Annotated in this window: 19 protein-coding genes and 2 riboswitches; of the genes, 7 read left to right on the plus strand and 12 right to left on the minus strand. The window is 73.8% G+C overall.

Going from position 1 to position 25,312, the window contains the following annotated elements; translation table 11 throughout:
• The 6 genes from P8A18_RS01655 to P8A18_RS01680 form a co-directional block, all read right to left on the minus strand.
• Complete coding sequence (locus P8A18_RS01655) at positions 1–786, minus strand: ABC transporter ATP-binding protein (RefSeq protein ID WP_018550969.1); 786 nt, start codon at positions 784–786, stop codon at positions 1–3.
• Positions 783–1,778, minus strand: coding sequence for a FecCD family ABC transporter permease (locus tag P8A18_RS01660; RefSeq protein ID WP_306051049.1), 996 nt, complete (start codon positions 1,776–1,778; stop codon positions 783–785). The genes P8A18_RS01655 and P8A18_RS01660 overlap by 4 nt, the downstream gene beginning before the upstream one ends.
• Positions 1,775–2,797: a FecCD family ABC transporter permease gene (locus P8A18_RS01665; protein ID WP_306051051.1), complete on the minus strand. Its 1,023-nt coding sequence runs from the start codon at positions 2,795–2,797 to the stop codon at positions 1,775–1,777. The genes P8A18_RS01660 and P8A18_RS01665 overlap by 4 nt, the downstream gene beginning before the upstream one ends.
• Positions 2,794–3,795 carry an ABC transporter substrate-binding protein gene (locus P8A18_RS01670; RefSeq protein WP_306051053.1) on the minus strand — a complete coding sequence of 334 codons (1,002 nt, stop codon included), beginning with the start codon at positions 3,793–3,795 and terminating at the stop codon, positions 2,794–2,796. The genes P8A18_RS01665 and P8A18_RS01670 overlap by 4 nt, the downstream gene beginning before the upstream one ends.
• Before the next feature lie 98 nt (positions 3,796–3,893).
• Entirely contained in the window at positions 3,894–4,787 is an 894-nt protein-coding gene (locus P8A18_RS01675; protein ID WP_306051055.1) for a siderophore-interacting protein, read from the minus strand.
• Entirely contained in the window at positions 4,784–5,023 is a 240-nt protein-coding gene (locus tag P8A18_RS01680; RefSeq protein ID WP_306051056.1) for a phosphopantetheine-binding protein, read from the minus strand. The genes P8A18_RS01675 and P8A18_RS01680 overlap by 4 nt, the downstream gene beginning before the upstream one ends.
• Before the next feature lie 537 nt (positions 5,024–5,560).
• A riboswitch (cobalamin riboswitch) is annotated at positions 5,561–5,776 on the plus strand.
• 161 nt (positions 5,777–5,937) lie between these two features.
• Between P8A18_RS01680 and metE the strand changes: the two genes are divergently transcribed.
• Positions 5,938–8,256: a 5-methyltetrahydropteroyltriglutamate--homocysteine S-methyltransferase gene (metE, locus tag P8A18_RS01685; protein WP_306051058.1), complete on the plus strand. Its 2,319-nt coding sequence runs from the start codon at positions 5,938–5,940 to the stop codon at positions 8,254–8,256.
• 45 nt (positions 8,257–8,301) lie between these two features.
• Here metE and P8A18_RS01690 read toward each other — a convergent pair whose 3' ends face one another.
• The 5 genes from P8A18_RS01690 to P8A18_RS01710 are packed head-to-tail and all read right to left on the minus strand — an operon-like array spanning position 8,302 to position 15,656.
• Positions 8,302–9,132, minus strand: a complete 831-nt coding sequence (locus P8A18_RS01690) for an ECF transporter S component family protein (RefSeq protein ID WP_306051060.1) — start codon at positions 9,130–9,132, stop codon at positions 8,302–8,304.
• Positions 9,129–10,778 carry an ABC transporter ATP-binding protein gene (locus P8A18_RS01695; protein ID WP_306051062.1) on the minus strand — a complete coding sequence of 550 codons (1,650 nt, stop codon included), beginning with the start codon at positions 10,776–10,778 and terminating at the stop codon, positions 9,129–9,131. Before P8A18_RS01695 ends, P8A18_RS01690 begins: the two co-directional genes overlap by 4 nt.
• Positions 10,775–11,959, minus strand: coding sequence for a CbiQ family ECF transporter T component (locus tag P8A18_RS01700; RefSeq protein WP_306051064.1), 1,185 nt, complete (start codon positions 11,957–11,959; stop codon positions 10,775–10,777). Before P8A18_RS01700 ends, P8A18_RS01695 begins: the two co-directional genes overlap by 4 nt.
• Positions 11,960–11,964: 5 nt before the next feature.
• Positions 11,965–12,876 (minus strand): hypothetical protein, encoded by a 912-nt coding sequence (locus P8A18_RS01705; RefSeq protein WP_306051066.1) that lies wholly within the window; start codon positions 12,874–12,876, stop codon positions 11,965–11,967.
• The gene (locus P8A18_RS01710; protein ID WP_306051068.1) at positions 12,873–15,656 is read right to left on the minus strand and encodes a prenyltransferase/squalene oxidase repeat-containing protein; all 2,784 of its coding nucleotides are present in this window, start codon (positions 15,654–15,656) and stop codon (positions 12,873–12,875) included. The genes P8A18_RS01705 and P8A18_RS01710 overlap by 4 nt, the downstream gene beginning before the upstream one ends.
• Positions 15,657–16,006: 350 nt before the next feature.
• Positions 16,007–16,081, plus strand: a riboswitch (cobalamin riboswitch).
• A gap of 124 nt (positions 16,082–16,205) precedes the next feature.
• On the opposite strand from P8A18_RS01710, the gene P8A18_RS01715 reads away from it, so the two are divergent.
• The gene (locus tag P8A18_RS01715) at positions 16,206–17,618 is read left to right on the plus strand and encodes a prenyltransferase/squalene oxidase repeat-containing protein (RefSeq protein ID WP_306051070.1); all 1,413 of its coding nucleotides are present in this window, start codon (positions 16,206–16,208) and stop codon (positions 17,616–17,618) included.
• Here the strand turns inward: P8A18_RS01715 and P8A18_RS01720 are convergent.
• Positions 17,578–18,879: a cytochrome P450 gene (locus P8A18_RS01720; protein WP_306051072.1), complete on the minus strand. Its 1,302-nt coding sequence runs from the start codon at positions 18,877–18,879 to the stop codon at positions 17,578–17,580. The two genes, P8A18_RS01715 and P8A18_RS01720, sit on opposite strands and share 41 nt — an antisense overlap.
• A 255-nt stretch (positions 18,880–19,134) precedes the next feature.
• Between P8A18_RS01720 and P8A18_RS01725 the strand changes: the two genes are divergently transcribed.
• The 5 genes from P8A18_RS01725 to P8A18_RS01745 all read left to right on the plus strand — a co-directional run bounded on the left by P8A18_RS01725 (position 19,135) and on the right by P8A18_RS01745 (position 25,312).
• On the plus strand, positions 19,135–19,392 hold the full coding sequence (locus P8A18_RS01725; RefSeq protein WP_306051074.1) for a hypothetical protein: 258 nt from the start codon (positions 19,135–19,137) through the stop codon (positions 19,390–19,392).
• Between the two features lie 106 nt (positions 19,393–19,498).
• Positions 19,499–20,695 carry a radical SAM protein gene (locus P8A18_RS01730; protein WP_018550953.1) on the plus strand — a complete coding sequence of 399 codons (1,197 nt, stop codon included), beginning with the start codon at positions 19,499–19,501 and terminating at the stop codon, positions 20,693–20,695.
• A gap of 8 nt (positions 20,696–20,703) precedes the next feature.
• Positions 20,704–22,038, plus strand: a complete 1,335-nt coding sequence (locus P8A18_RS01735) for an MFS transporter (protein ID WP_306051077.1) — start codon at positions 20,704–20,706, stop codon at positions 22,036–22,038.
• Positions 22,039–22,091: 53 nt separating this feature from the next.
• Positions 22,092–24,203, plus strand: a complete 2,112-nt coding sequence (locus tag P8A18_RS01740; RefSeq protein ID WP_306051079.1) for a prolyl oligopeptidase family serine peptidase — start codon at positions 22,092–22,094, stop codon at positions 24,201–24,203.
• Positions 24,200–25,312, plus strand: coding sequence for a glycosyltransferase (locus tag P8A18_RS01745; protein WP_306051080.1), 1,113 nt, complete (start codon positions 24,200–24,202; stop codon positions 25,310–25,312). The genes P8A18_RS01740 and P8A18_RS01745 overlap by 4 nt, the downstream gene beginning before the upstream one ends.

The raw sequence follows: 25,312 nt of genomic DNA on the forward strand, positions 1-25,312 counted from the left end.
TTACTCTCCTTGAAGTGTGGGGACGACCATGGGAGTGCCGGTCACCGGGTCCGGGACGACGACGCTGGGCAGGTCGAACACGTCCTTGATCAGCGTGGCGTCCACGATGTCCCCGGGGTCGCCCTCGGCGACCACGGTTCCGGCCTTCATGGCGACCAGGTGGTCGGCGAACCGGCATGCCTGGTTGATGTCGTGCAGGACCGCGACGACGGTGCGGCCCTCGTTGCGCAGCCTGGCGAGCAGGCCGAGCAGTTGGTACTGGTGGGTGATGTCGAGGAACGAGGTGGGTTCGTCCAGGAGCAGGTAGGGCGTCTCCTGGGCGAGCACCATGGCCATCCAGACCCGTTGGCGCTGTCCGCCGGACAGTTCCTGCACCGGTCGCTCGCCCAGGTCGGCGACGCCGGCGGCGGCCATCGCGCCGTCGACGGCCTTCTGGTCCTCGGGCGACCACAGGGCCAGCATCGACTGGTGGGGGAAGCGTCCCCGGCCGACGAGCTGGCGGACCTTGATGTCCTCGGGGGCCATCGGGTCCTGCGGCAGGAAGCCGAGGTGTTTGGCCAGCGCCTTGGTGGCGAAGCCGCCGACCTCGCGGCCGTCGAACTCCACCTGGCCGGCGTGCGGGCGCAGCAGCCGTACCAGCGCGCTCAGGAGGGTGGACTTCCCGCAGGCGTTCGGGCCGACGATGGCGGTGAACGCGCCGTCGGGGATGTCCAGGTTCAGCCGGGTGGACACGACCCGGTCTCCGTAGCGCAGGGTGATGTCCCGCGCTGTCAGGCGTGCGGTCACGCGCGCCTCACCTCCTTGGTCAGCAGCCAGATCAGGTAGCAACCGCCGATCGCGGTGCTCACGACGCCCACGGGCAGTGCGACGGGTGCCAGCAGCATCTGGGCCAGCAGGTCGGCGCCCTGGAGGAGCACCGCCCCGGTCAGTGCGGCGGGGAGCAGGGGTACTCCGGCGGCGCCCGCGAGCCGGCGGCCGATCTGCGGGGCGGCCAGCGCGATGAAGGCGATGGGTCCGGCCACGGCGGTCACCGTGGCGGTGCAGCCGACGCCGACCAGGACCATCAGCAGCCGCAGCCGGTCGAGTCCGACGCCGGTCGTGACGGCGATCGGGTCCCCGAGCGCCGCCTGGTGCATGGCGTGGGCCCGGGTGGTCATGAGCATCAGCAGGACGGCGATCACGGTGAACGGGATGCCGAGGTCGTCCCAGCCCACGCCGTTGAGCGAGCCCGCGCTCCAGCCGACGGCGGCGATCGCCACCTCCAGCTCGGCGCGCAGCACGATCCACGAGTTGATCGCGGTCACCATCGCGTTGATGGCGATACCGATGACGACCAGCCGCAGTCCCGAGAAGCCGTGTTCGAGCGACAGCAGGTAGATGGCGGCAGCGACGATCAGGCCGCCGAGCACGGAGCCGACGGCGAGCTGTGCGGAGGTGCCCGACAGTACGGTGATGGCGACCAGGGCGCCCGTGTAGGCGCCGGCGTCCAGGCCGATGACGTCGGGGCTGCCCATGGGGTTGCGGGTGAGGTTCTGGAAGATGGCGCCCGCGACGCCGAGCGCGGCGCCGAAGACCAGGCCGGCCAGCACCCGCGGCAGCCGCCAGTCCCGGATCACCACGGAGTGCTCGGAGCCGGTGAGGACGGCGAACACCCGGCTGGGCGAGGACCATGACGCCCCGTAGCACAGTCCGAGCAGGCCGAGGCCGAGCATCAGGGCGACGAGCACGACGACGAGCACCGCCGTGCGGCGTTCCACGTGGAATTTCAGCACGTTCACAGTGACCCCGCCCCGTAGCGACGGACCGCCCAGATCAGCATGGGGCCGCCGAGGAACGCGGTCACGATGGCCACCGGCACCTCGCCGGTGGGCAGCAGCACGCGGGAGGCCATGTCGGCGATGAGCAGCAGGACCGGGCCGAGCACCATGGTGTAGGCGATCAGCCAGGGCACCGATCCGGCGGCGGGTCTGCGTACCAGGTGCGGCACGATGAGCCCGACGAAGAGGATCGGCCCCGCCACCGCCGTCGCCGCACCGCTGAGCACGGTGATGAGGACGAGGGTGGCGACGCGTACCCGGCCGACGTTGGCCCCGAGGGTGTGTGCCACGTTCTCGCCGAGCGTCAGGGCGTTCAGTGCCCGGCTCAGCAGCAGCGCACCGGCCAGCGAGACGGCTATCGCGGTCAGCGGAAGGGCCAGGGAGGCCTGTTCGCGTCCGGCGAGTGTTCCCACCGACCAGAACCGGTAGACGTCGAAGACGTCGGGGAGCATCAGCCGCATGCCGAGGGCGACGCCGTTCAGCACCGCGGTCAGCGCCACCCCCGTGAGTACGAGGCGCAGGGGCGAGCGGCGGCCGACCGCGGCGACCATGAGCGCCGCGATCACGGAACCGGTGATCGCGAAGCCCAGTTCGCCCGCCTGGCCGCCGGCCATGCCGAGCGCGGAGCCGATGGTGACGGCGAACCCGGCGCCCGCGGTGACCCCGAGGATGCCGGGCTCGGCCAGCGGGTTGCGGGCGAGCGTCTGGATGAGCGCGCCCGCTACGGCGAGCGCGGCACCGACGGCGACGGCGAGCATCGCACGCGGTGCCCGCACGTCGCGGACGATGACGTGGTCGTCGGTGCCCCGGTAGTCGAAGAGTGCGCGTACCACTTCGCCGGGGGCGACGTGGCGGGCCCCGACGCCCATGCTGATTACGGCGAGAGCTGCCAGCAGTACCAGTCCGCCGACGAGCAGGGCGGTCTGCGGGACGGCCCGCCGGTTTCCCGCCGTCTTGGACGCGCGGCCCGCGACGGTCACCGGTTCAGCAGCGGAGCGAGCGACTTGTCGATCGCGTCCAGGGTCATCAGGGCCTCGCCGTAGGTGGCGGCCTCGGTGTAACGGAGCGGGTAGGTCTTGCCGGCCTTGACGGCGGGCAGGTTCTTCCAGAGCTTGGAGTCCAGGACGTACTGGACGGACTTCGGGACGCTGCCGTCGGCGTCGACAGAGTAGGTCAGGGCGTCGGCCTCGCGGAAGGCGTCGGGAAGCTCCTCGATGGAGGGGTATTCGCTGACCGCGCTCGAACCGGAGCCGGCCTTCTTGACCTTGCCGTAGTACTTCGCGCCGAGGTCCTGGGCGATGTTGGTGCCCCACGAACCGCCGAACTCGCGCTGGAAGGTGCCCTTGGCGGCGTCACCGTACGCGCCGACGTGGCCGAGGTTGAGCTTCGGCAGCACGTCCTTGTACTTGGCGGCCAGTTCGGCGGCCTTGGTGTCGTAGGTCTTCTTCTGGGCGTCGAACTGCTTGATGGCGCCCGCGGCGTCGGCCTGCTTGCGCGAGAGGTCGCGCCAGGCGGACGGCAGGCTCGGGCCGATCGCGACGACGGGGGCGATGGACTCCAGCCGCTTGATGTCGATGTCACCGAGGACGGGCGCCGGCACACCGATGACGATCAGGTCGGGCTCGGCCTCGGCGACGGCCTCGTAGTTGGTCTCGGCCGCCTGCTCACCCGCGATCTTCGTGAGCTTGTTGTAGGTGGCGAGGTCCTCCTTGGTCATCATCGGCTCGCCGCGCTTCCACGAGGAGATGCCGACCAGCGGTGCGTCGGCCTCGATGAGGGCGGGTACGGCGTACCCGGTGGCCACCACACGCTTCGGGTTCACCGGGATGGTGATCTTGCCGTTGTCCGCGGTGAACACCCGGGTCCTGCTCTTCTCCGAGGCGGAGTCGGACCCGCCGTCGGAGGATGACCCGCATCCGGCCAGAACGAGGGCCAGCGCGAGGGCGCCGACCAGACCGGACGATCTGCGTATGGACATTCCGAACTCCTTGCTACTTAGGTAAGGCTCACCTTAGTTGATGGCCTTTCGGCAGGACAACTCGCGGGTGGCCCACCACCCGGTCCGGCCGGTTTCTTTCAGTGGTCGTGACTGTGGTCGTGGTCGTGACTGTGACTGTGGTCGTGGTCGTCCTCGTCGAAGTCCGCGACGCCGCGCTTCCAGTAGCCGGTGATGTCGTAGTCGGCCTTCTCCAGGCGCAGTTCGTCACGGACCCAGCGGCGCAGCGGCTTGATCTGCCCCGCCTCCCCCGCGACCCAGACATACGCCCGCTCCCCCTCGGGCACGGTGACCGCCATGGCGGCACGCGAGAGCGCGTCACCGGAGCCGGCCGGGCGGCCGTCGCGGTGCAGCCACTGCACCTCGACGCCCTCGGGCGCGGTCAGTCCGATCTCCTCGCCGGCGTCCGCGACTTCGATGAACGCCCAGCCCCTGGCGGCCCGGGGCAGTTCCTCCAGCCACCGCGCGATGGCGGGCAGCGCGGTGAGATCGCCGACGAGCAGGTAGCGGCCGTAGCTGTGCGGGACGATCAGCCCGCCGGGCGGCCCCGCGATGTGCATGGTGTCGCCGGGCTGCACCTTGCGGGCCCAGTCGGAGGCGAGACCGCCCTCATGTGCGGCGATGTCGATGTCGAGCTCGCCCGTGGCGGGGTCGTAGCGGCGCACGGTGTACTCGCGCGAGGTGGGCACCGGCCTCGGCCAGCGCAGCATCGCCCCGTTGCGCTCGGGCAGGCGCAGGGTGCCGTCCGCCTCCGGGAAGATCAGCTTGACGTGCTCGTCGGGCGCGTGGGCCTCGAACCCCTCGGTGCCCGCCCCGCCCAGGGTCACCCGCAGCAGCCCCGTGCCGACCGTGGACGTACGCACGACCTCGGCCTCCCGGATGCCGATCGGGTAGCCGACCTTCTCGGCGTGCAGGCCGGCCCGCACCTCGGCGATCCGCTCCAGGTACCGGTCCCGCTGGTCGGTGCGGCTCACGCTGCCTCACCCGCCAGCAGCGCCTGCCAGTGGCCGAGTTCGGGCAGCTCGAAGAGGTCGGGGAACTCCAGCGTGGTCGCCCCTGCCGCCCGCCAGCGCTCGACCAGGACCATGATGCGCATCGAGTCGAGCCCGAGGTCGACGAGATTCTCCTCGGGTGCGATCTCGGCGGGCTCACAGCCCAGCAGTTCCGCGATGTCGGCCCGGACACGCTCGGGCGACAAGGTCTGGCTCATCGGACGACTCCTTCGGGGGGTGGGCACCGACGGGTGGGTCGGAGCGGTGGTGCGGTGGGTACGGGCCCGGCGGCGGGCAACGCGAACGGCCGGGCGGGGAGAGGGTTTTCGCCGGTGGCGGTGGGCGCGGCCCGTCCCGCCGGGAGCGCGGAGCGGCTCACGGCGGGCGGACGGCGACTTCGGGGCACACGCTTCGGGACCCACAGGGTTCAGAGGCTGCCGGCGTCACGATCAGCCGTGCGGACGGCCTCGACCGCCGGGCCACCGCCCCTCACCTTCCACGCCCACACGAAGTCCCCCCTAAAGCCCAGGCAAGGCTAACCTAACATCGACTTGCGCGGCACAGACACCTCTTCCGCCAACCGGACATCCTTCGCCCGGAGTTCAGGCAGTCGGGCACTGGGAACTTAGGCTACCCTCACTTAACCTAGCGCAGGAGGCCGGGCCGCGTGAAGGGCCACACCCCGGCCCCACCCCTCCCGCGCGGTTTCCGTCCCGGTATGTGAGCCGGGGCGCCACGCACGGTCCGCGACCCCGTAGGCTGGCGGCGCAGCTGGTTCGCCCTGTCCGCCAGACAGGCGCGTCGTAAGAGGGAACCCGGTGGGAATCCGGGACTGCCCCGCAGCGGTGAGTGGGAACGACCGCCGTCATACGCACTGGATCCGTCCGATCCGGGAAGCGACGGCCAGTAGGAATCCGTCCCTGGCGGATGCGCCCGCGAGTCCGAAGACCTGCCCGTTGCCCGCGTACGACCCCTCGTACGCGGAAATCCCGGTGACCTCGTGGGCGGGTCGGCGTGCGTACCTGACGAAGAACCCGCACCGTGTGTGCCAGGGGCCCGTCCGGTTCGTCATCCCTTCGCGTCCGTGTCCCGTCCCGGGATGTTCAGGAGTCATCTCGCGAAGGAGATTTCCGTGACATCCAAGCCCGCAGCCGCGGCAGCGCAGGCCACCGTGTACGGCTACCCCCGGCAGGGCCCGGACCGGGAGCTGAAGAAGGCGATCGAGGGTTACTGGAAGGGCCGGGTCACCGCCGACGCCCTCCGGGAGACGGCGGCAGAGCTGCGCCGGTCCAACTGGCGGCAGCTGGCCGGCGCCGGCGTCCACGAGGTGCCGACCGGTGACTTCTCGTACTACGACCACGTCCTGGACACCAGCGTCATGGTCGGGGCCGTCCCGGACCGGCACCGCGAGGCCGTCGCGTCCGACGCGCTCGACGGGTACTTCGCCATGGCGCGCGGGACCCAGGACGTGGCCCCGCTGGAGATGACCAAGTGGTTCGACACGAACTACCACTACCTGGTCCCCGAGCTCGGCCCCGACACCGTCTTCAGCGCCGACTCCACCAAGCAGGTCACCGAGCTGACCGAGGCCCTCGCGCTCGGGCACACCGCCCGGCCCGTGCTCGTCGGTCCCGTCACCTATCTCCTGCTGGCCAAGCCCGCCCCCGGGGTGGCCGCCGGCTTCGAACCGCTCACCCTGCTCGACCGGCTGCTCCCGGTGTACGCGGAGGTGCTCGCCGACCTGCGCGCCGCCGGAGCGCGGTGGGTGCAGCTGGACGAGCCCGCCCTCGTCCAGGACCGCACCCCGGCCGAGCTGAACGCCGCCGCCCGCGCCTACCGCGGCCTCGGCGCCCTCACCGACCGGCCCCAGCTGCTCGTCGCCTCCTACTTCGACCGGCTCGGCGAGGCGCTCCCGGTCCTGGCGAAGGCCCCCGTCGAGGGTCTGGCGCTCGACTTCACCGGCGCCGCCGCGGCCAACCTGGAGGACCTCGCAGCCGTCGGCGGGCTCCCCGGCAAGCGGCTCGTCGCGGGCGTCGTCAACGGCCGCAACATCTGGATCAACGACTACGAGAAGTCCCTCGCGACCCTCGCCACGCTCCTCGGTCTCGCCGGCCGGGTCGACGTCGCCGCGTCCTGCTCCCTGCTGCACGTCCCGCTGGACACCGCGCCGGAGAAGGACATCGACCCGGAGATCCTCCGCTGGCTCGCCTTCGCCCGGCAGAAGACCGACGAGGTGGTGACCCTGGCGAAGGGGCTGGCCCTGGGCACCGAGGCGGTGGCCTCCGAGATCGCCGCCAATCGCGCCGCCCACGCCTCCCGCGCCGGCTCCCCCCTCACCCGGGACCCGGCGGTGCGGGCCAGGGCCGCCGCCGTCACCGAGGCGGACGGCCGCCGCTCCCAGCCGTACGGCGAACGCGCCGCCGCCCAGCGCGCCCACCTCGGGCTGCCGCTGCTGCCGACGACGACCATCGGCTCCTTCCCGCAGACCGGCGAACTGCGCACCGCCCGTGCCGACCTGCGCGCCGGACGCATCGGCACCGCCGGTTACGAGGAACGCATCCGGGCCGAGATCGGCGAGGTCATCGCCTTCCAGGAGAAGACCGGCATCGACGTCCTGGTGCACGGCGAGCCCGAACGCAACGACATGGTGCAGTACTTCGCCGAGCAGCTGACCGGCTACCTGGCCACCCAGCACGGCTGGGTCCAGTCCTACGGCACCCGCTACGTCCGCCCGCCCGTCCTCGCGGGCGACATCTCGCGCCCCGCGCCCATGACGGTGCGCTGGACCTTCTACGCCCAGTCGCTCACCGACCGCCCGGTCAAGGGCATGCTCACCGGCCCGGTCACCATGCTCGCCTGGTCCTTCGTCCGCGACGACCAGCCGCTCGGCGACACCGCCCGCCAGGTCGCCCTCGCCCTGCGCGACGAGGTCAACGACCTGGAGGCGGGCGGCACCTCGGTCATCCAGGTGGACGAGCCCGCCCTGCGCGAGACCCTGCCGCTGCGGGCCGCCGGCCGCGCGGACTATCTGGCCTGGGCCACCGAGTCGTTCCGCCTCACCACGAGCGGGGTGAGGCCGGACACCCAGATCCACACCCACATGTGCTACGCCGAATTCGGCGACATCGTTCAGGCCATCGACGACCTCGACGCCGACGTCATCAGCCTGGAGGCCGCCCGCTCCCACATGCAGGTCGCCCACGAACTCGCCGCACACGGCTACCCGCGCGAGGCGGGGCCCGGCGTCTACGACATCCACTCCCCGCGCGTGCCGAGCGCCGAGGAGGCCGCACAGCTCCTGCGTACCGGCCTGAAGGCCATCCCCGCCGAGCGGCTGTGGGTCAATCCCGACTGCGGCCTGAAGACCCGCGCCTGGCCCGAGACCCGTGCGTCGCTGGAGAACCTGGTGGCGGCGGCCCGTACCGTCCGCGGCGAACTGGCCGCCTCCTGACGCCCGGTTGAGCGGACGGCCGGGGCACCTGGGTACGAGCCCGGCTCAGGTGTCCCGGCCGTCGGCGGAGCCGGGACCGGCGGGGGTGAAGCGGACCGGGGCCCGGAAGCGGGCCCGGCGGGCGGCGCGCCGGAAGGTGGTGAGCACGGCCGGGCCCGCCAGCATGACGCAGACGAAGTTGGTGACGGCCCGCCCGGTGTCCCAGCCCAGCGAGGTGGCGAGGTCGAACGCGAGGTAGCGGTGCCACTGCTCAGTGAACGGCAGTCCGGGCAGGTACGCGATGGAGCTGTCCGGGTCGAGGGAGAACGGCCAGAAGGACAGGTTGAGCAGGAAGCCGAAGAGGTAGCCGGAGAGCGATCCGTACCCGGCGAGCAGCAGCACCTCGCGGCGGCCGGTGGCGCGGGGCAGGAATCCGGCGAGCATGCCCACGAAGGCGCAGCCGAACATCTGGTAGGGCATCCACGGTCCGACACCGCCCGTGATCAGCGCGGAGGTGAACAGCGAGGTGCAGCCGAGGGTGAAGCCGAAGCCGGGGCCGTAGACGCGCCCGGCGAGGACCAGGACGAAGAAGACCGTTTCGATTCCGGCCGTCCCGGCGCCGAGGGGGCGCAGGGCGGCGTTGACGGCGGACAGGACGCCGAGCATGGCCAGCACCTTGGAGCTGATCCCGCCCTCGGCGATCTCGGAGAGCACCACGCACAGGACGAGGACGAGCAGCACGCCGAAGATGAGGGGCGGGGCGTAGTTCGATCCGAACTTTCCGGGCGCGACGACGAAGGGCCAGAAGAAGGCCACCACGCCGAGGAAGGCGGCCAGGGCGATGACCAGCGAGACCCTGGGGGTGAGCCGGATGGCCGCGGTGGTGGCGCTGCTCATGTCCGGTCCCCGTCCTCGGACGCGTCCAGGGCCGCTGTCACCTGGTCGACGGTGAGGAAGGGCAGCGGGGCGAGGATCTTGGCGGTCTGCGGTGCGAACACCGGGGAGGCGACGATGACTTCGCGGGTGGGGCCGTCCGCGACGATGTCGCCCTCGGCCATGACGACCACCCGGTCGGCGGTGCGGGCGACGAACTCCACGTCATGGGTGGAGATGACGACCGAGCGGCCCTCGGCCGCGAGGGCGGCGACGATCCGGGTGAGCTCCGCCTTGGCCCGGTAGTCCAGACCGCGCGTCGGCTCGTCGAGCAGCAGGACACGCGGGGTGGCGGCGAGCTGGATGGCGAGGACGAGCGCCAGCTTCTGCCCCTCGGACAGGTCCCTGGGGTGGGTGGTGCCGGCGATGCCCGGGACCAGCCGGTCGAGGATCCTCCGTGCGCGGGGGCTCGTGTCCCCGTCGGCCGACTCGCTGTCGGCCTGGCCGAGTTCCTGCCCGACGCTCTCCAGGTAGAGCAGGTCGGCGGGGGTCTGCGGGACGAGTCCGACGAGGCGCCGCGCCTCGGCCGCCGGCAGGGTGTGCGGGTCGCGTGCCGTCCCGTCCGAGGTGACGCGTACGCTGCCGGCCTTCCGCGGTCCCGAGCCCTGGAGGGCCCACAGCAGGGAGGACTTCCCGGAGCCGTTGCGGCCCATCAGTGCCGTGATCTCACCGGCGCGCAGGTCGAGGCCGGCCTCGCGGACGGCGGGGACGCCGTGGTAGGCGACGGTGACCCCACGTGCGGTCAGCAGGGCGGGGGCGCCGGCGGGCGGGGCCGGGCGGACGGGGGCGGGCTCGGCCGCGCCGAGCCGGGTGCGCAGCGGGGTGGCGGCGCGGCGGGCGTCGCGCACGGACAGCGGCAGCGGGTCCCAGCCGGCGGTGCGGGCCAGGTCCACGATGGGCGGGGCGATGGACGACGTGCGCAGGATGTCGCCGGGGGCGCCGTGGACGGCGCGGCCGTCGCCGGGCAGGTGGATGACCCGGTCGGCGTACTGGACGACGCGTTCGAGGCGGTGCTCGGCCATGAGGACGGTGACGCCGAGGTCGTGGACGAGGCGGGTGACGGCGGCGAGGACCTCGTCGGCGGCGGTGGGGTCCAGGGCGGAGGTGGGTTCGTCCAGGACGAGGACGCGGGGGTGCGCGGTGAGGACGGAGCCGATCGCCACCCGCTGCTGCTGGCCGCCGGACAGTTCGTGCAGGGCTCGGTGGCGCAGGTCGGCGAGGCCCAGCAGGTCGAGGGTCTCCTCCACACGTTTGCGCATGACGGCGGGCGGGGTCGCCAACTGCTCCATCGCGTAGGCGAGTTCTTCCTCGACGGTGTCGGTGACGAATCCGTCGAGCGGGTCCTGTCCGACCACACCGACCACATCGGCGAGTTCCCGGGGAGGGTGGTGGGCGGTGTCCCGGCCGTCGACGGTGACGCGGCCGTGCAGGGTGCCGCCGGTGAAGTGGGGCACCAGTCCGTTGACGGCTCCCAGGAGTGTGGACTTGCCGACTCCGGTGTGGCCGACGACGAGGCAGAGCTCGCCCTCCTCGATGGTGAGGTCGACCTCGCGCAGGGCGGGTTCGGCCGTGTCCTCGTATCTGACGGTGACCTGGTCGAAGGTGATCACGTGGTTCCGGCTTTCTCGGCGCGCGGCCGGGGAACGGCCGGGCGGGGCCCGGCCGGTGGTGGTGCGAGGACCCCGGCCGTCCCGGCGAGCAGGATCGCGCAGGCCGGCACCAGCGGCAGGGTGGGCCAGCTGAGGGGGTAGATGGAGGGGTTGAGCTCGGCGGCGTCGTAGCCCATGTTGCTGAACAGCAGCACGGCGGCGAGCGTCCCGGCCCCGGCGACGGCCCACTCGGGCAGCCGCCAGGGGTCGGGCCGGTAGGTGGTGCGCGAGACCCGGCGCCCGCCGATGCGCAGACCGGCCACGCACAGCACGGCCCCCGCCGCCATGGCCGGAAGGCCGAGGAAGCGGGGCGCGGTCGCGTCGAGGAGCCCGTAGGCCCCGGCGCACAGCCCGCACATGCCGAGGAGCATGAGGGTGGCGGTGACGCGCCGGGAGCGGCGGGTCGCGGTGCCGGCGCGGCCGTATCCCCGGGAGTCCATGCCGGCGGCCAGGCGCAGGGAGCGTTCGAGGGCGTCCTCCAGGACGGGGACGACGATGCCGCGCAGGGCCTTCAGCCCCTTGTTGCGGCCGGCGCGGAGCCGGCGGGCGCGGGCGACGCGCTGGACGCTCTGGACGAGTTGGGGGGCGACGCTGATGGCGACGGTGACGGCGACGCCGAGTTCGTGCAGGGCTCCGGGCAGGACGCGCAGGGCCCGTTTGGGGTTGGCGAGGGTGTTGGCGGCGCCGATGCAGCACAGCATGCAGGCGAGCCGCAGCCCGTCGGTGGCGGCCGACAGCAGCGCTTCGAGCGAGACCGGGCCGCCGAGCCGGATGCCGGCGTACCAGTCGGGGGTCGGGATGTGCGGGAGCGCGAAGAGGAAGTGGTCGTGCGGGGTGATGCCGGTGGCGAACACGGCCCGGAACAGGACCCGGATCGCGACGACGGTGCCGGCGAGACAGAGGTAGTACGTGAAGCCGCGCGCCCAGGGGGCCTCGGTGCGGCGCGCGGTGACGACGTAGCCGAGGACCGCGAGGACGAGGAGGAGCAGCAGCGGGTTGTTGGTGCGGCTGACCGCCGTGGCCAGGGCGAGCGCCCAGATCCACCAGGCGACCGGATGCAGGGTCCTGGGCAGGCGCCGGCCGCCGGTGTCCGGCAGGTTGCCGGAGACCGGTGTGGCCGCCTCGCGGGCCGTGTGGGTCACCCGGGTCACTCCGTGCGGCGGCGGCGCCTGGCCGCGTACACGGCCGCCCCGCCGACGAGCAGGATCAGCGCGCCGCCGGCCACCACCGGCAGGACGGAGCCGGCGTCCGTCCTGGCGTCGCTCGCGGGTGCCGCGTCGACCACCCGGGTCCCGGTCTCCGACGCGCTCGGCGACGGGCTGGGCGTCCCGGTCGCCGAGGGGCTCGGTGACGCGGACCGCGACGGGGCGGGCGAGATCTCCGGGGAGGCGGACGCGGTCGTGGAGGGCGGGGACTTCCGGGTCGCGGTCGCCTTCGGACCGGTGTGGGTGCCGGGGGGCAGCTCCGGGGCCTGCTCGGTCGACTCGGGCTTGCCCGCGTCACCCCGCGCCTCGGTGTTGTGGGCGCGCAGCTGGTCCGGGGTGATGGTGGGGCGGCCCTCGGTGCCGCCGATGTCCGTGCCGCCGAAGATCCACAGGTCGACACTGCCCGGCTTCGGCCGGTAGAGCATCGCGCCGAGCTGGCTGTACTCCCAGGTGCTCGCCCCCGGGTCGGCGTGCCAGTACGACCAGTAGGCGGAGGCGGGCGGGGTCAGGACGCAGTCGTCCTGCTGGGGCGTGGGGTACTGCTTGCCGCCCTGGTGGCCGCTGTAGCCGATCCGGCAGATGAAGGCCGGGCCGTCGTGTCCGGTGCCGGTGGTGCGCCAGCCGCCCTGGTTGAGCAGTTCGTACCCGGTCGTCGGGGTGGTTCCGCAGGAGCGGTAGACGGGCCCGCCCCAGTGGCTGAAGTCGACCGCGAGCACGGCCCCGGACGTGGTGGTGCACCGGCCCATGGGCTGCGGGTCCGCCGCCGCCGACGGCGCGTTGGCCGTCAGCGCGGCGGTCCCGAGCAGGAGTGCGGTCACCGCCCGTACGGCCCTGCGCCCTGGGGTGGTCGTCATATCCCGTCCCCCACCGCTGCCCTGCGGCGGGCGATCACGACGACCCGCCATCCGGCGGCGACGAGCAGGGCCGCCATGCCGGCGAGGGCGCCGGCGCGCACCCCGGTCGAGGCCAGTGCGCCCCCGCCGGAGCCACCCCCGTCGGTGTCGACGATGCCGCCGGTGCCCCCGGTCGAGTCGTCGGGGGTGACGATCTGCGGGGTGGAGGGGCTGGGGGTGGGCTGGGGTGTGGTGCCGTCCAGGCTGCGTTCCAGCGTGCCGAAGGAGATGCCGGTCGCCCCGCCGACGGCCTGGGCGGAGGCCCGCAGGTTTGATTCGCGCCGGCCTTCCTTGGCGACGTTGAAGCCGCCGTCGCTGTTCTGCTGGCCCGCCAGGAACTTCTGGGCCCTGGTGATCCGGGAGGCGTAGCGCTCCTCGTCCAGCGAGAGCCCCTGGATGGCGAGGGCGGCCGAGTTGACCGAGTTGCCGGCCGCGCCGGGGAAGCCGCCGTCGGACAGCTGCTGGTCCGCGAGCCAGGCCAGCGCCTTGGCGACGGCCTTCTCGGCCTTCTCGCCGCCGACGAGGTCCAGGGCCATGGCGGCGATGGCGGTCGAGTCGACGTCCGAGTCCCCGGTGGCGGGGATCAGGCTGGGCCATGCCCCGCTGTCGTGCTGGAGGCTTTCCAGGTACGTGATCGGTTCCCGGGCCGCCGTCTCCTCGCCGGCCCGCACCTGGGCCATGACCGCCAGTGCCTGGGAGAAGACGGAGGGGGCGTAGGTGTAGGCGCCCTTGGCGGCGCAGCTGCGGTCCGGGGCCGGGGTGGCCTTCTCGCACACGGCGGCGTTCAGTCCGGCGATGAGGTCCTGTCCGCCGAATGCGCGGGGGTCGCGGCCCACGGCCTCGGCGAGGAGGGCTGCCTTGCCCATGGAGCCGCCGAGCGCGTACGTGGTGCCGGTCCCGGTCCAGTCCTCCAGGGTCTTGCCGTCGCCGTCCTTGCCGCCCTTGTCGAGGAAGTCGACGATGCCGCGCAGCTTGTCGTTGTCCAGGCCGGTGGCGGCGAGCGCGTAGGCGCCGTCGATGGTGAGGCCGAAGTCCGCGCGCGGGGATTCCGGGCCGGCCGGGTAGTACTGGCCCTGCCTCAGGTTGGCGGCGCTGGTGAGGTAGGCGACGCCCTTCTTCAGATCGGGGCCTTCGCCCGCGGGGCGGGTCGGCTCCGTGGTGGGCGGTCCGGTCGTGGGCGGCCGGGTGGTGGGGGGCTCGGTGGCCGGCGGGTCGGTCGGGCCGGGCCGCTTCGTCGTGAGGCGGGCGAGATCGGTGCCCGCCCCGGCCAGGACCGCGGGGCCCGTCGGATAGAGGGCCGGGGCGGTGGCGTCCTCCTCGAACCCGAAGCCGCCGCCGTCCAGTTGCTCCCGGGAGAGCCAGGAGACCGCGGCGTCGGCGTACGCGGGGGCGTCGAGCGCGCGCAGCGCCTGTGCGGCGAACCCGGTGGCGTGGAGGCTGCCGGTGGTGGACCCGGTGTAGCCGGGGAACGCCCCGTCCTCGCGCTGTGTCTTCTTGAGGTACGCCACCGCCCGGGTGACCGCCGCGTCCTGGCCGCCCGCCTCGTGCAGGGCGAGGGCGGCGAGGCCGGTGGTGGCGGGGTCGCCGTCGCAGTACTCGCCGGGGCGGATCAGGATGCTCGTGATCCCGCCGTCCTCGCACTGGAGTTGGGCGAGCCTGGCGACCGCGTCGGCCGGGGGTGTGGCACCGGCACGGACGAGGGCGAGCACGGCGAGCGCCTGGCCGTCCGCGTAACCGGCGTTACGGAAGTCGCCCTTGGCGGTGCAGCCGGGCGCGGGGCTGCCGGCCTCGGGGCCCGCGGCGCAGACGCTGCCGGTGAGGGCGGCGGTCAGATCGTGTCCGCCGAAGTCCTCCGGATCGGTGTCCGTCGCCTCGGCCAGCAGGGCGAGCCGGGCGGCTGCGGCCGGGTCCGGGGCCCCGTCCTTGCCCGAGGGGTAGGCGTAGTCGTCGGTGTGGGCGGCGAGGAAGGCGGTGACCTTCGCGATGTCCGCGTGCTCGGGGTCCGCCGCCACGAGGGCGTAGGCGGCCTCGGTGGTCAGGAGGTAGTCGGGGGTGCCGGCGCCTTCGTCCACGACGCGTTCGCCGTCTTCGAGGACGCCCGACACCCAGGCCGCCGCCGCCGCGAGATCGACCTCGCCCGCCGGGGCCGTGGGAGTGCTGCCGGGGCCGGGGGTCCCGGTGGAGCCGCCCGCGCGTACGTCGTCGGGGGTGAACGCCGGCTTGCCGGTGGAGCCGCCGACGTCGGTGCCTCCGAACACCCAGGCGTCGACGTCACCGTCCTTCAGCTTGCGGGACATGGCGCCGTACTGGCTGTACGTCCAGGTGTTGGTGCCCGGCGACGCGGTCCAGTACGACCAGTAGGCGGTGGCCGGCGGTGTGAGGACGCAGGCTTCCCGCTCGGTGGTCGGGTACTGGGTGCCCGAGCCGAGGCCGATGCGGCAGATGAAGGCGGGGCCGTCGTGCTGGGTGCCCTCGGTGGTGAACCCGGCGTCGTGCAGGAGTTCGTAGCCGGTCGTCGGCGTCGTGTCGCAGCCCCGCTCGACCTTGCCGCCGAAGGGGCCGAAGTCGACGGCTACGACGGCCCCTTCGGTGGCCGTGCAGTCGCCGACCGGGCCTGCGGCGGCAGCCGGGCCGACCGTGACGAGTGTCACGCACATGGCAAGCAGCAGGAACGCCGCGGATATCAGGGCCAGAAGCGCGCTGGCGCCCTTGTGCCGGTCTCTTCGCTGTGCGGTCCCCACCGCGGCCCCCTCGTTCCGTTCCCCGTCGGGACGTGAACGTGGCGGAGGCGGCCACAGCCGCGCGCGGTCCGGCGCGGGGCAGGGCTGGTCGACCACGCCGTAGTCCGCGACGGCGCTTCTCGCTGCAGAATCAGCCCCAGGTAATCCGGCTCGCCCGGCGGTTGCCGGGCCTACGGTTGCGGGTCAGCGCCGGATTTCGACCGGCTTCCCCTGGAACTCAGTGCTTGTCGAGCGGATTGCAGCACGGTGGCTCCCGGATCGTCAAGACGCCGTCGTCCGCCGTCGGCCGGCGGCCGGAGGGCGTCTGGCGGGGCCGCCCGGTGTCCGGTAGCGTCCCGCCCTGCCACATGGGGGAACCCGGTGAGACTCCGGGGCTGACGCGCAGCGGTGTGGGACGGCGGGGGCCGTTCCGAGCCCGAATGCCCACGCGGCGAAGCACCACAGGAAGCCGGTCCACGCGTTCGGGCGGCGGCCCTGCCCGCTGCTGTCTCCCGCCCGGTTCGGCGAGGCCGCGGGGCCGGCCGGCGCCCCTCATCCCAGGAGCAGGCCATGTCCCGCCTTTCGTTCACGCGCCGTATCGCGTTCACCGCGTCCGCCTCGCTCGGGGCGTTCTGTCTGACCGTTCTGCCGGCCGCCGCCACGGCCACCCCCGCCCAGATCGCCACCTCGAAGACCAATGGTGTGGCGTATCTCAAGTCCCTCCAGGCGTCGGACGGTTCGTACGCCGGGCCGGGGCTGTCCAACGAGTGGGCGTTCAGCGCGCTCGCCGCCGCCGGCACCGCGGCCGTCGACGTCACCCCGGGCGGCGACGCCACGAAGAACGCGAGATCGGTCTACCGCGACCTGCTCGCCACGGCGGCCTGGCCGTCGGCGACCCCGGTGGTCACCGACTACGAACGCGCCGCCCTCAACGCGTACGCGGCCGGGATCGACCCCTCCCGCGTCTCCGCCTCCCGCAATCTGATCGGGGACGTCTACAGCTACTGGCAGACGGCCGAGCCGGGCTACTTCGGCCCGTCGGGGAACTTCAACGGAACCGTTTTCGCGGCGCTCGCCCTGGGCGGCGCGAAGACCCAGGCCGGTGCCCAGCGCATACCCCAGTCGCTGCGGGACGCCCTGATCACCCGTATCCGCGCCAACCAGCACGACGACGGCGGCTGGAACTACGGCAAGGCCGAAGGCGACGCGGGCGAGCTCGCCACCACGAGCGACGTCGACATGACGGGCGCGGCGATGGCCGCGCTGTGCGTCTCGGGCGTCCCGAACACCGATGCGGACGTCTCGCGGGCGAAGGCGTTCCTCAAGGGCAAACTGGTGCCGTCCAGCGGCGCGTTCAACGCGATGTTCGGGGTCAACACCGACTCCAACGGCTGGGCCGTCTCCGGCCTCAACGCGTGCGGGATCAACCCGCAGACGGGCGACTTCCTCACCTCCGCCGGCAAGACCCCGGTGGACTTCCTCATCGCCCAGCAGTTCAACCCGGGCGGCGGCTTCAAGTACCTGCCGAGCGACACCACCCCCTCCGCCTACGCGTCCGTGGACGGTCTGCGCGCGGTCGCGGGCGGCGGCTTCACCGCCGCTCCCCCGGCCCCGGTCACCGTCGGCGCGCCCCAGTGGGTGGCGCAGTCCGCGTTCGTCCCGGGCACCGCTACGAAGCTGGCCCTGACCGTGGACGACGGCACGGGCGCCTTGAAGGTGTGCTCGGTCGCGTTCACGCCGACCGGGACGACGACCACGCTCGGCGCGGTGCTGGACGCGGCCACGACGTCGGCCACGCCCGCCGGCTGCGTGAGCGCGGTGACGCCCGCGTCGGGCACCGGCACCCTCACGGCGCTCAACGGCAAGGCCAACAGCGGGTCCGGCACGTGGAAGGCCGGAGTCGACGGATCGGCGTTCGCCGGGGCGGCCCGGGGCACGGTGATCAACGCGGGCGACACGGTGGCCCTGCGCTGGGGCAGCTGACCGGGAGCGGGCGCCGCACGGGCCCGTCCGGCAGGACGGGCAGCGCGGCCAGGCGGCGGTGCAGGTAGCCGCCGCCCCAGGCCAGCTGGGAGAGCGGAACCGCCGGGGCCGGCCGGCGCCAGCGGCCGAGCAGCTGGGTCAGGGCCACCGTCAGCTCCAGCCGGGCGAGCCCTGACCCGGGGCAGTAGTGCGGGCCCAGGCCGAAGCTCAGGTGGCGGCTCGCGGTGGAGCGGCCGGGGTCCAGCGTGCCGGGGTCGGCGTGGCAGCGGGGGTCGTGGTTGGCCGCCGCCACGGACAGCAGGACACCGCTGCCCGCCGGGATGACGGTGTCGCCGAACCGGATGTCCTCCAGCGCCACCCGCTTGGTGCCGAAGGAGCCCGGGGTGTCCCAGCGCAGCAGCTCGTCCACGGCGCGCGGGATGCGTCCCGGCTCCTCGCTCAGGCGCTGCCACACCTCCGGGTGGGCCAGCAGCGCCACCACGCTCATGCCCATCGCCTGCACCGTGCTGTCGAACCCGGCGAGCAGCAGCATCGCCAGCAGGGACGCCACTTCGTCCTCGCTCGCGCCGCCCTGTTCCCGCCAGGCGGCCAGGACGCGGGAGACGAGGTCGTCACCCGGGGCGGCGGACCTGCGGGCCATCTCACCGCGGACGAAGGCGTCGATCCGGGTGACGCTCGCGTCCACCTCGGCGGCGGTGCGGCCGGTCTTGTCCGCGAGGAGCGCCACCGGCTCGTACAGGGCGGCCCGCTCCTTCTCGGGGACGTCGAAGACCTCGCACAGCGAGCGGAAGGCGAAGGGGCGGGCGAAGGCGTCCATCAGCTCGACCGGGCCCCGGCCGCGCGCCGCGTCCGCCGCGTCGAGGAGTTCGGCGGCGGCCCGCTCGATCCGCTCGCGGTGGGCGGCCATGCGCGCCGGGGTCAGGGCGGGCGTCGCCAGGCGGCGGATGCGGGTGTGGTCCGGCGGGTCGTAGTTGACGAGGGTCAGGTCGAGCGCGCGGCGGCGCACCGCGGGGTCGGGTGTACGGCCGCCGCTCAGGGAGAGGCGCGGGTCCATGAATCCGGCCCGCACGTCCTCGGCCCGGGTCACCAGCCACGCCGGGCGCCCGGCCGGTGTCCTGACCCGGGTCACCGGGCAGGTCTCCCGGATCTCGGCCAGCACCTCGGCCGGCCGGTCCACGAACCCGGCCCCGAGCGGCTCCGGAAGTCGCGGCCGCCCGGCCGGCACGGGCGCGCCGGCCGTGACAGCGGGTTCGGTTTCCATACGGAGCCGTCCTCTCACGTCGCGGAGTGTGCGGCGCACACCGTAGGAACGGCGGGTTGCCCGCCGGTTCGGCCCCGGTGCGGTTCCGGTATGCCCGCTCCCGGTCCCGCCGGCGGTGCCGGGGCGCCGACCAGGAGGATTCACCGCCGCACAACCGGGGACGAACCGGTGCCGAACCGCGTGCTCCTAGCTTCCTGGCCGTCGGCGCAGTGCCGCCGTCCGTCGTCCCGATCGCCCGTCGTATGGAGGACCATCATGGCCGAGAACGTCGAGCCCAACGAGACCCCCGAGCAGGACGCCCCCGAGGTGGAGGCCCACTCCGACGCCGTCATCGGCTGGTGCGGTGTGCACCAGGAGGTGGCCGAGGAGCCCGAGGTCGTCGCCCACGTCGAGTCGCCCATCGGCTGGTGCGGGGTGCACCAGGAGGTGGCCGAGGAGCCCGAGGTGATCGCCCACTCCGAGGAGGGCGAGGACACCCCGTGGTGCGGCGTCCACCAGGAGCAGAACCTCTGATCCGGTCCTCAGGCCGGTCCTCCTCGGCCGCGGCGGCCTCGTCGCCGCGGCCGGGGGCCCATCCCGGCCACCCCTCTCCCGCCCCCGCCCCGACCCGGAGGTCGCCGTGTCCGGTACGCAGTCCCTCGCCGTCCCCTCCGCCGGGGCCCGTCTGATCCGCGCCGACAGGGGGTGGTGGTTCCTCGGCGCCGGCGGGTACGCGCTGATGCGCCCCGCGCAGGTGGAGCCCGACGGCACCCTGCGGCCCTCGGCCGAACGCTATCTGCGCGACGCCGGTCTGTACGACCTGAAGCCCTACAGCTCGTACTCCCTGACCGTGCTGACCAGCACCGACTGCAACCTCGGCTGCGGCTACTGCTTCCAGAACACCTCGCAGGACCCCAAGGGCGGCAGCAGGCCGCCGCGCATCCGCCACGCCCGTCTGACGCCCGAGGCCGTCGGGCAGGTCCTGGACTTCACCCGGACGCGCATGGAGGCGGCGGGGCTCGACCGGCTGTCCCTGCTGCTGTTCGGCGGGGAGCCGCTGCTCAACCCGCGCGGCTGCCGCGACCTGCTCACCCGGGCCGGTGAACTGGGCCCGCTCACCGCGTCGATGACGTCCAACGGCACGCTGCTCACCCCGCTGATCGCGAAGGAGCTGAACGCGGCGGGTCTCGGCTCCGTCCAGGTGACCTTCGACGGCGACCGCGCCGACCACGACTCGATCCGGGTCAAGCGCTCCGGGGGCGGCACCTTCGACGTCATCGTCTCCAACATCGCGCGCGCCATCGAGCGCACCTCCCTGCGCTGGATGCTGCGGGTCAACGTCTCGCACCTGAACCGGCACGGCGTCGACGAGCTGGTCGAACGCCTCGGTTCACGCCTCGACCCGGCCCGTTGCGGCATCCACTTCGCCCGCGTCGGCGACGTCGGCGTCGGGTACGCCAACAACCTCCTCCACGAGGACGGCCTGGTCGAGGACTTCGTCCGCTGGCACGCCCGCGCGCTGGAGCTCGGCTTCACGGTGTCCCGGCCGCGCGCCCATGTCCCCTGCCAGGCCTGCTCCTTCGCCGACGGCCGGTACGGGGCGGTCATCAACGCCGATGGTGTGCTGGCCAGTTGCTGGGAGACCGCGGGGAAGCCCGGCATGGAGGTCGGCACCGTCGCCGACGGCTATCTGAGCGCGGAGCAGACGGAGGGCCGCTGGGTCAGCTGCCACGACCACTACCGCTACGACGAGGAGGCGGCGGTCCGCGCCGTCTTCCAGGACCGGGTGGACGCAGGGGTGCTGGACTGCCTGCACGGTGCCGGACGGCTGGGGTGAATGCCGGTATGAAGAGCGCGGGCATTCTGCGCACCAATGCCGACTTCCGCCGCTACTGGCTCAGTTCGACGCTCTCCACCCTCGGCTCCCAGCTGTCGCTGCTGGCCTTCCCGCTGCTCGTGCTGTCCATCGGCGGCAGCGCGGCCCAGGCGGGGACGGTCGCGACCTGCTCGATGGTGACGCGGACGCTGCTGAGGCTGCCCGCGGGCCATCTCGCCGACCGGCTCGACCGGCGGATGATCATGGTGGGCACCGATGTGGTGCGTCTGGTGGCGCTGGCCAGCATCCCGCTGGCGTCGGGGCTCGGAGGGCTCGGACAGGCGCAGCTGCTCGGCGTGGCCGTGGTGGAGGGGGCGGCCACCGCGATGTTCTCGCCCGCGGCCACGATCGCGGTGCGCGACGTGGTGCCGGAGAAGGATCTCACCGACGCGCTGAGCCGCAGCCAGACGGCGATGGCGTCGAGTTCGCTGATCGGCCCGTTCCTGGGCGGCTGGCTGTTCACCCTGGACCCGATCCTGCCGTTCGCCGTCGACGCCGCCTCCTACGGGGTGTCGGCCGTGCTGCTGCTGCGGATCGGGATCAGGCCGACCGAACGGGTCGCGGACAGCGAGCGTGACAACCGGCTGACGGCCGGGCTGCGCTGGCTGACGCACCAGCGGGCGCTGCTGGCCGCCCTGATCTTCGCCGCGGGCATCAACATCGTCTCGGCGGCGGCGCAGGTGACGATGGTCGTCTCGCTGCGCCAGAGCGGCGCGGGCGGGACGGCGATCGGTGCGGTGATGGCCTGTGCCGGCATCGGGGGGCTGCTGGGCGCCGCTGCCGCGCCCTGGCTGATCAAGCGGAACCCGGCGGGGCGGCTGTTCCTGCTCATCGGCATGGTCTGGGCGCTGGGCCTGGCCATCTTCTCCCGGACGACGCTTCCCTGGGCGATCGGCCCGGTCCTGATCGTGGTCGTCTTCTTCAGCCCGCCCGCGGGCATCGTGGTGGGCCGTGCGGTGCTGGTGCTCGCGCCCCGCGATCTGCTGGGCCGGGTCAGCACCGCGACCGGTCTGATGATGGCCGGGCTGGCCTCCGCCGGGCCGATCGTGGCGGGCTCGTTCGTGGACTCCCTCGGGGCGAGCCGCACCTGGCTGGTGCTGGCGGGCACCGCGGCGGTGGTCACCCTGCTCTCCTCGGTGCCGCTGCTGCGCGAGACCAGTCTGGACGCCACCGAGGACGACCGGGGTGGTGCGCCGAAGGACGCGGACGAGCCGCTGCCCGCGCCCGCCGGTGAGGACGACGCCGGGGCCGCCGGACTGGTCCCGGCGCCTCCCGGGCCGCGCCCCGGCAGCGGCGGCTCCTGACCGCACCCGCCTCCCGCCGTGTCCGATGCGACCGTTCTCCCTGGAGGGCCGCGATGACCGTGTCACCGCCCCGCGACGCCGGGCCGGTCTACCCGGCCGCTCCCCGCACCGGTCCGGTCGAGGTCGTCCACGGCCGGCCGGTGGCCGATCCGTACCGGTGGCTGGAGGACCCGGACGACCCCGCCACCACGGTCTGGAGCGCCGCTCAGGACCGGCTCTACGCCGGGGAGCAGGCCCGCTGGCCCGGCCGGGAGGCGTTGCGCGGCCGGATGGCGGCGCTGCTCTCCGGGGCCGGCGCCTCGCCCCCGGTGGTGCGTGGCGGGCGGGAGTTCCATCTGCGCAGGGACCCCGGGCGGGAGTTCGCGGTGCTCGCCGTCCGCGAGGGCGGCCGGACCAGGGTGCTGCTCGACCCGCTGGACGCCGACCCGTCCGGTTCGACGGTGCTGGATGCCTGGGAGCCGTCGTGGGAGGGCGGTTCGGTGGCCGTGCAGCTGTCGTCGGGCGGTACGGAGCAGTCGGTGCTGCGGGTGCTCGACGCGGTGACCGGGGCGGTGCTGGACGGGCCCGTGGACCGGGTCCGCCGCTCCCCCGTGGCCTGGCTGCCGGGCGGCCGGGCCTTCTACTACGTACGCCGGCTGCCGCCGGAGCGGACCGGGGGACGTCACCGCCGGGTGTATCTCCACCGGGTCGGTACCCCGGCGGACCTGGATACCGAGATCTTCGGCGCCGGGCGGTCCGAGACCCAGTACTACACCGTGGCCACCTCGCCCGACGGACTGCTCCTGGTCGTCGGGGCCAGCGAGGGCACCGCGCCCCGCACCGATCTGTGGACGGCCGACCTGAGCGCGACCGGCCCGGACCGGCCGGTCCTGCGCCCCTTCCAGCAGGGGACCGACGCCCGCACCTCGGTCCGCATCGGTTCCGGCGGCGGGCCGCTGCTGCTCAGGACGACGGCGGACGCGCCGCGCGGCAGGATCGCCGAGGCCCGCCCCGACGCCACGGACCCCGGCCGGTGGCGCACCCTGGTCGGCGAGGAACCGGGCACGGTGCTCGGGGACGTCGCGGTCCTGGACGGGCCGGCGCTTGAGCGGCCGCTGCTGGTGGTCGTACGGACCCGGCACGCGGTCGGTGAGATGACCCTGCACGATGCCCGGACCGGCGCACGGACGGGGTCCGTTCCGCTGCCGGGGCAGGGCACGGTCACCCGCCTGACAGCACGTCAGGACGGCGGCCACGAGGTGTGGTTCGCGTACACCGACCACATCACCCCCACCTCCGTCCTGCACTACGACGCGGTGACCGGCCGGCTCGGTCCGTGGGCGGGCGGTCCGCCTGCCGCGCCGCCGGCCGAGGGGGTGCGGGTCAGCCAGGAGGTCGTCCGCTCCGGTGACGGCACCGAGGTGCGGATGTTCGTGATGTCCCCCGCCGGCGTTCCCGACCGGCCCCGCCCCGCCGTCCTCACCGGATACGGCGGTTTCGGCGCCTCGATGACGCCCGGCTTCACCCCGCAGGCGGTGCCCTGGGTGCGGGCGGGCGGGGTGTACGCGGTGGCCTGTGTGCGCGGGGGCGGCGAGGAGGGCGAGGAGTGGCACCGGGCCGGACGCCGCGAGCACAAGCACCGCACCTTCGAGGACTTCGACGCCGCCGCCGGCCACCTGCTCGCCGGGGGCTGGGCCGCGCCGGGCCGGCTCGGGGTGCTCGGCAGCTCCAACGGCGGCCTGCTGGCGGGCGCCGCGCTGACGCGCGGGCCGGAGCTGTACGGGGCGGTCGTGTGCGCGGCGCCGCTGCTGGACATGGTGCGCTACGAGCTGTCGGGGATGGGTGCGAGCTGGCGCGAGGAGTACGGGAGCGCCGGGGACCCCGCCGACTTCGCGCGGCTGCTGGCGTACTCCCCGTACCACCGGGTGCGCGAGGGCGTCCGCTACCCGGCCGTGCTGCTGGCCGTGTTCGACGGCGACAGCCGCGTCGACCCGGCGCACGCGCGGAAGATGTGCGCCGCGCTCCAGTGGGCCGGTTCGGGGGACGGCCCGGTGGTGCTGCGCACCGAGCGCGGTGTGGGGCACGGCACGCGCGGCGTCTCGCGCAGCGCCGGCCTGTACGCGGACGTCATGGCCTTCCTCGCCCACCATCTGGGCCTCGACCTGACGAAGGACACCTCCGGATGAACGTACTGCTGTGCCCGCTGAGCGATCCCGGCTACCTCTACCCGGTCCTCGCGGCCGGCCGCGAGCTGCGCCGCCGCGGCCACACCGTCCAGGTCCTCGGCGGACCGGACGCCGCGCCCGCCGTCACCGCCGCGGGACTTGATCCTGCGGCCGTCGCCGGACGCGCCGCGCTGTCGGTGACCCACTGGACGGTCCGGGGCCCCGAGCAGTACGCCGCCGTGGCCGGGGCGGTCCGCGCGCTGCGCCCCGATGTGCTGGTCACCTCGGTGCTCAACCACGGCGCGCTGGTGGCCGCCGAGGCGGCCGGGCTGCCGGTGGTGGTCCTGGGGCTCGCGGCGCATCTGTGGCCCTACCGCACCGGCCCGGACGACGGCTGCGGCCGTGCCTGGCGGCTGGCCCGGACGCTGAAGCACTACACGGCGCTCCGGGAGGGCGCCGGGCTCGCCCCGCGCCGCGACCGCTTCCCGGACACCCCACTCCTGGGCACCGCCTTCCTGCTGCGCGGCCACCCCGTCATGGAGGTCCCCGGCGCCGAACTGCCCCCGGCCGTACGCCATGTCGGTCCCTGCTGGTGGGAGCCGGCACCCCCGGTGCCGGAGCCGTTGCCGGCCGCCGGGCCTGTCGCGTACGTGCATCTGGGCCGCACCTTCGGCGGCAGCAGTCTCTGGCCGCGCCTGAACGCCGCGTTCGCCTCCGGAACGTACCGGGCCGTCGTCGAGCTGGGCCGGTCCGGTGCCCCCGAGGCCGCCCCGGGCGCCCGGCTGGCCATCGGGCGCCGCGCCTGGATGGGGCCGCTCGTGGAGCGGGCGGACCTCGTCCTGACCAATGCCACGTCCGCCCCCGTGCTCGCGGCGCTCCTGCACGGCAAGCCGCTGCTCGTCGCCCCCAACGGCTCGGAGCAGCAGGTCCTCGCCGCCGCCTGTCTGCGCGCCGGGGTCGCCCGCGGGCTGCCGGAGGCCGGGGCGGACGCGGCCGCGCTGCGCGGCGCCGTCGAGGACACGGGCCGCGATCCGGTGCTGTGCGCGCGGGTGCGGGAGATCGGCGGTCTGCTGGCCGGCGGCAGGAGCGAGGCGCGTGCCGCCGACGCCGTGGAGTCGGCGGCACGCTGA

This window comes from Streptomyces sp. Mut1 (assembly GCF_030719295.1).
Lineage (GTDB): Bacteria > Actinomycetota > Actinomycetes > Streptomycetales > Streptomycetaceae > Streptomyces > Streptomyces castrisilvae.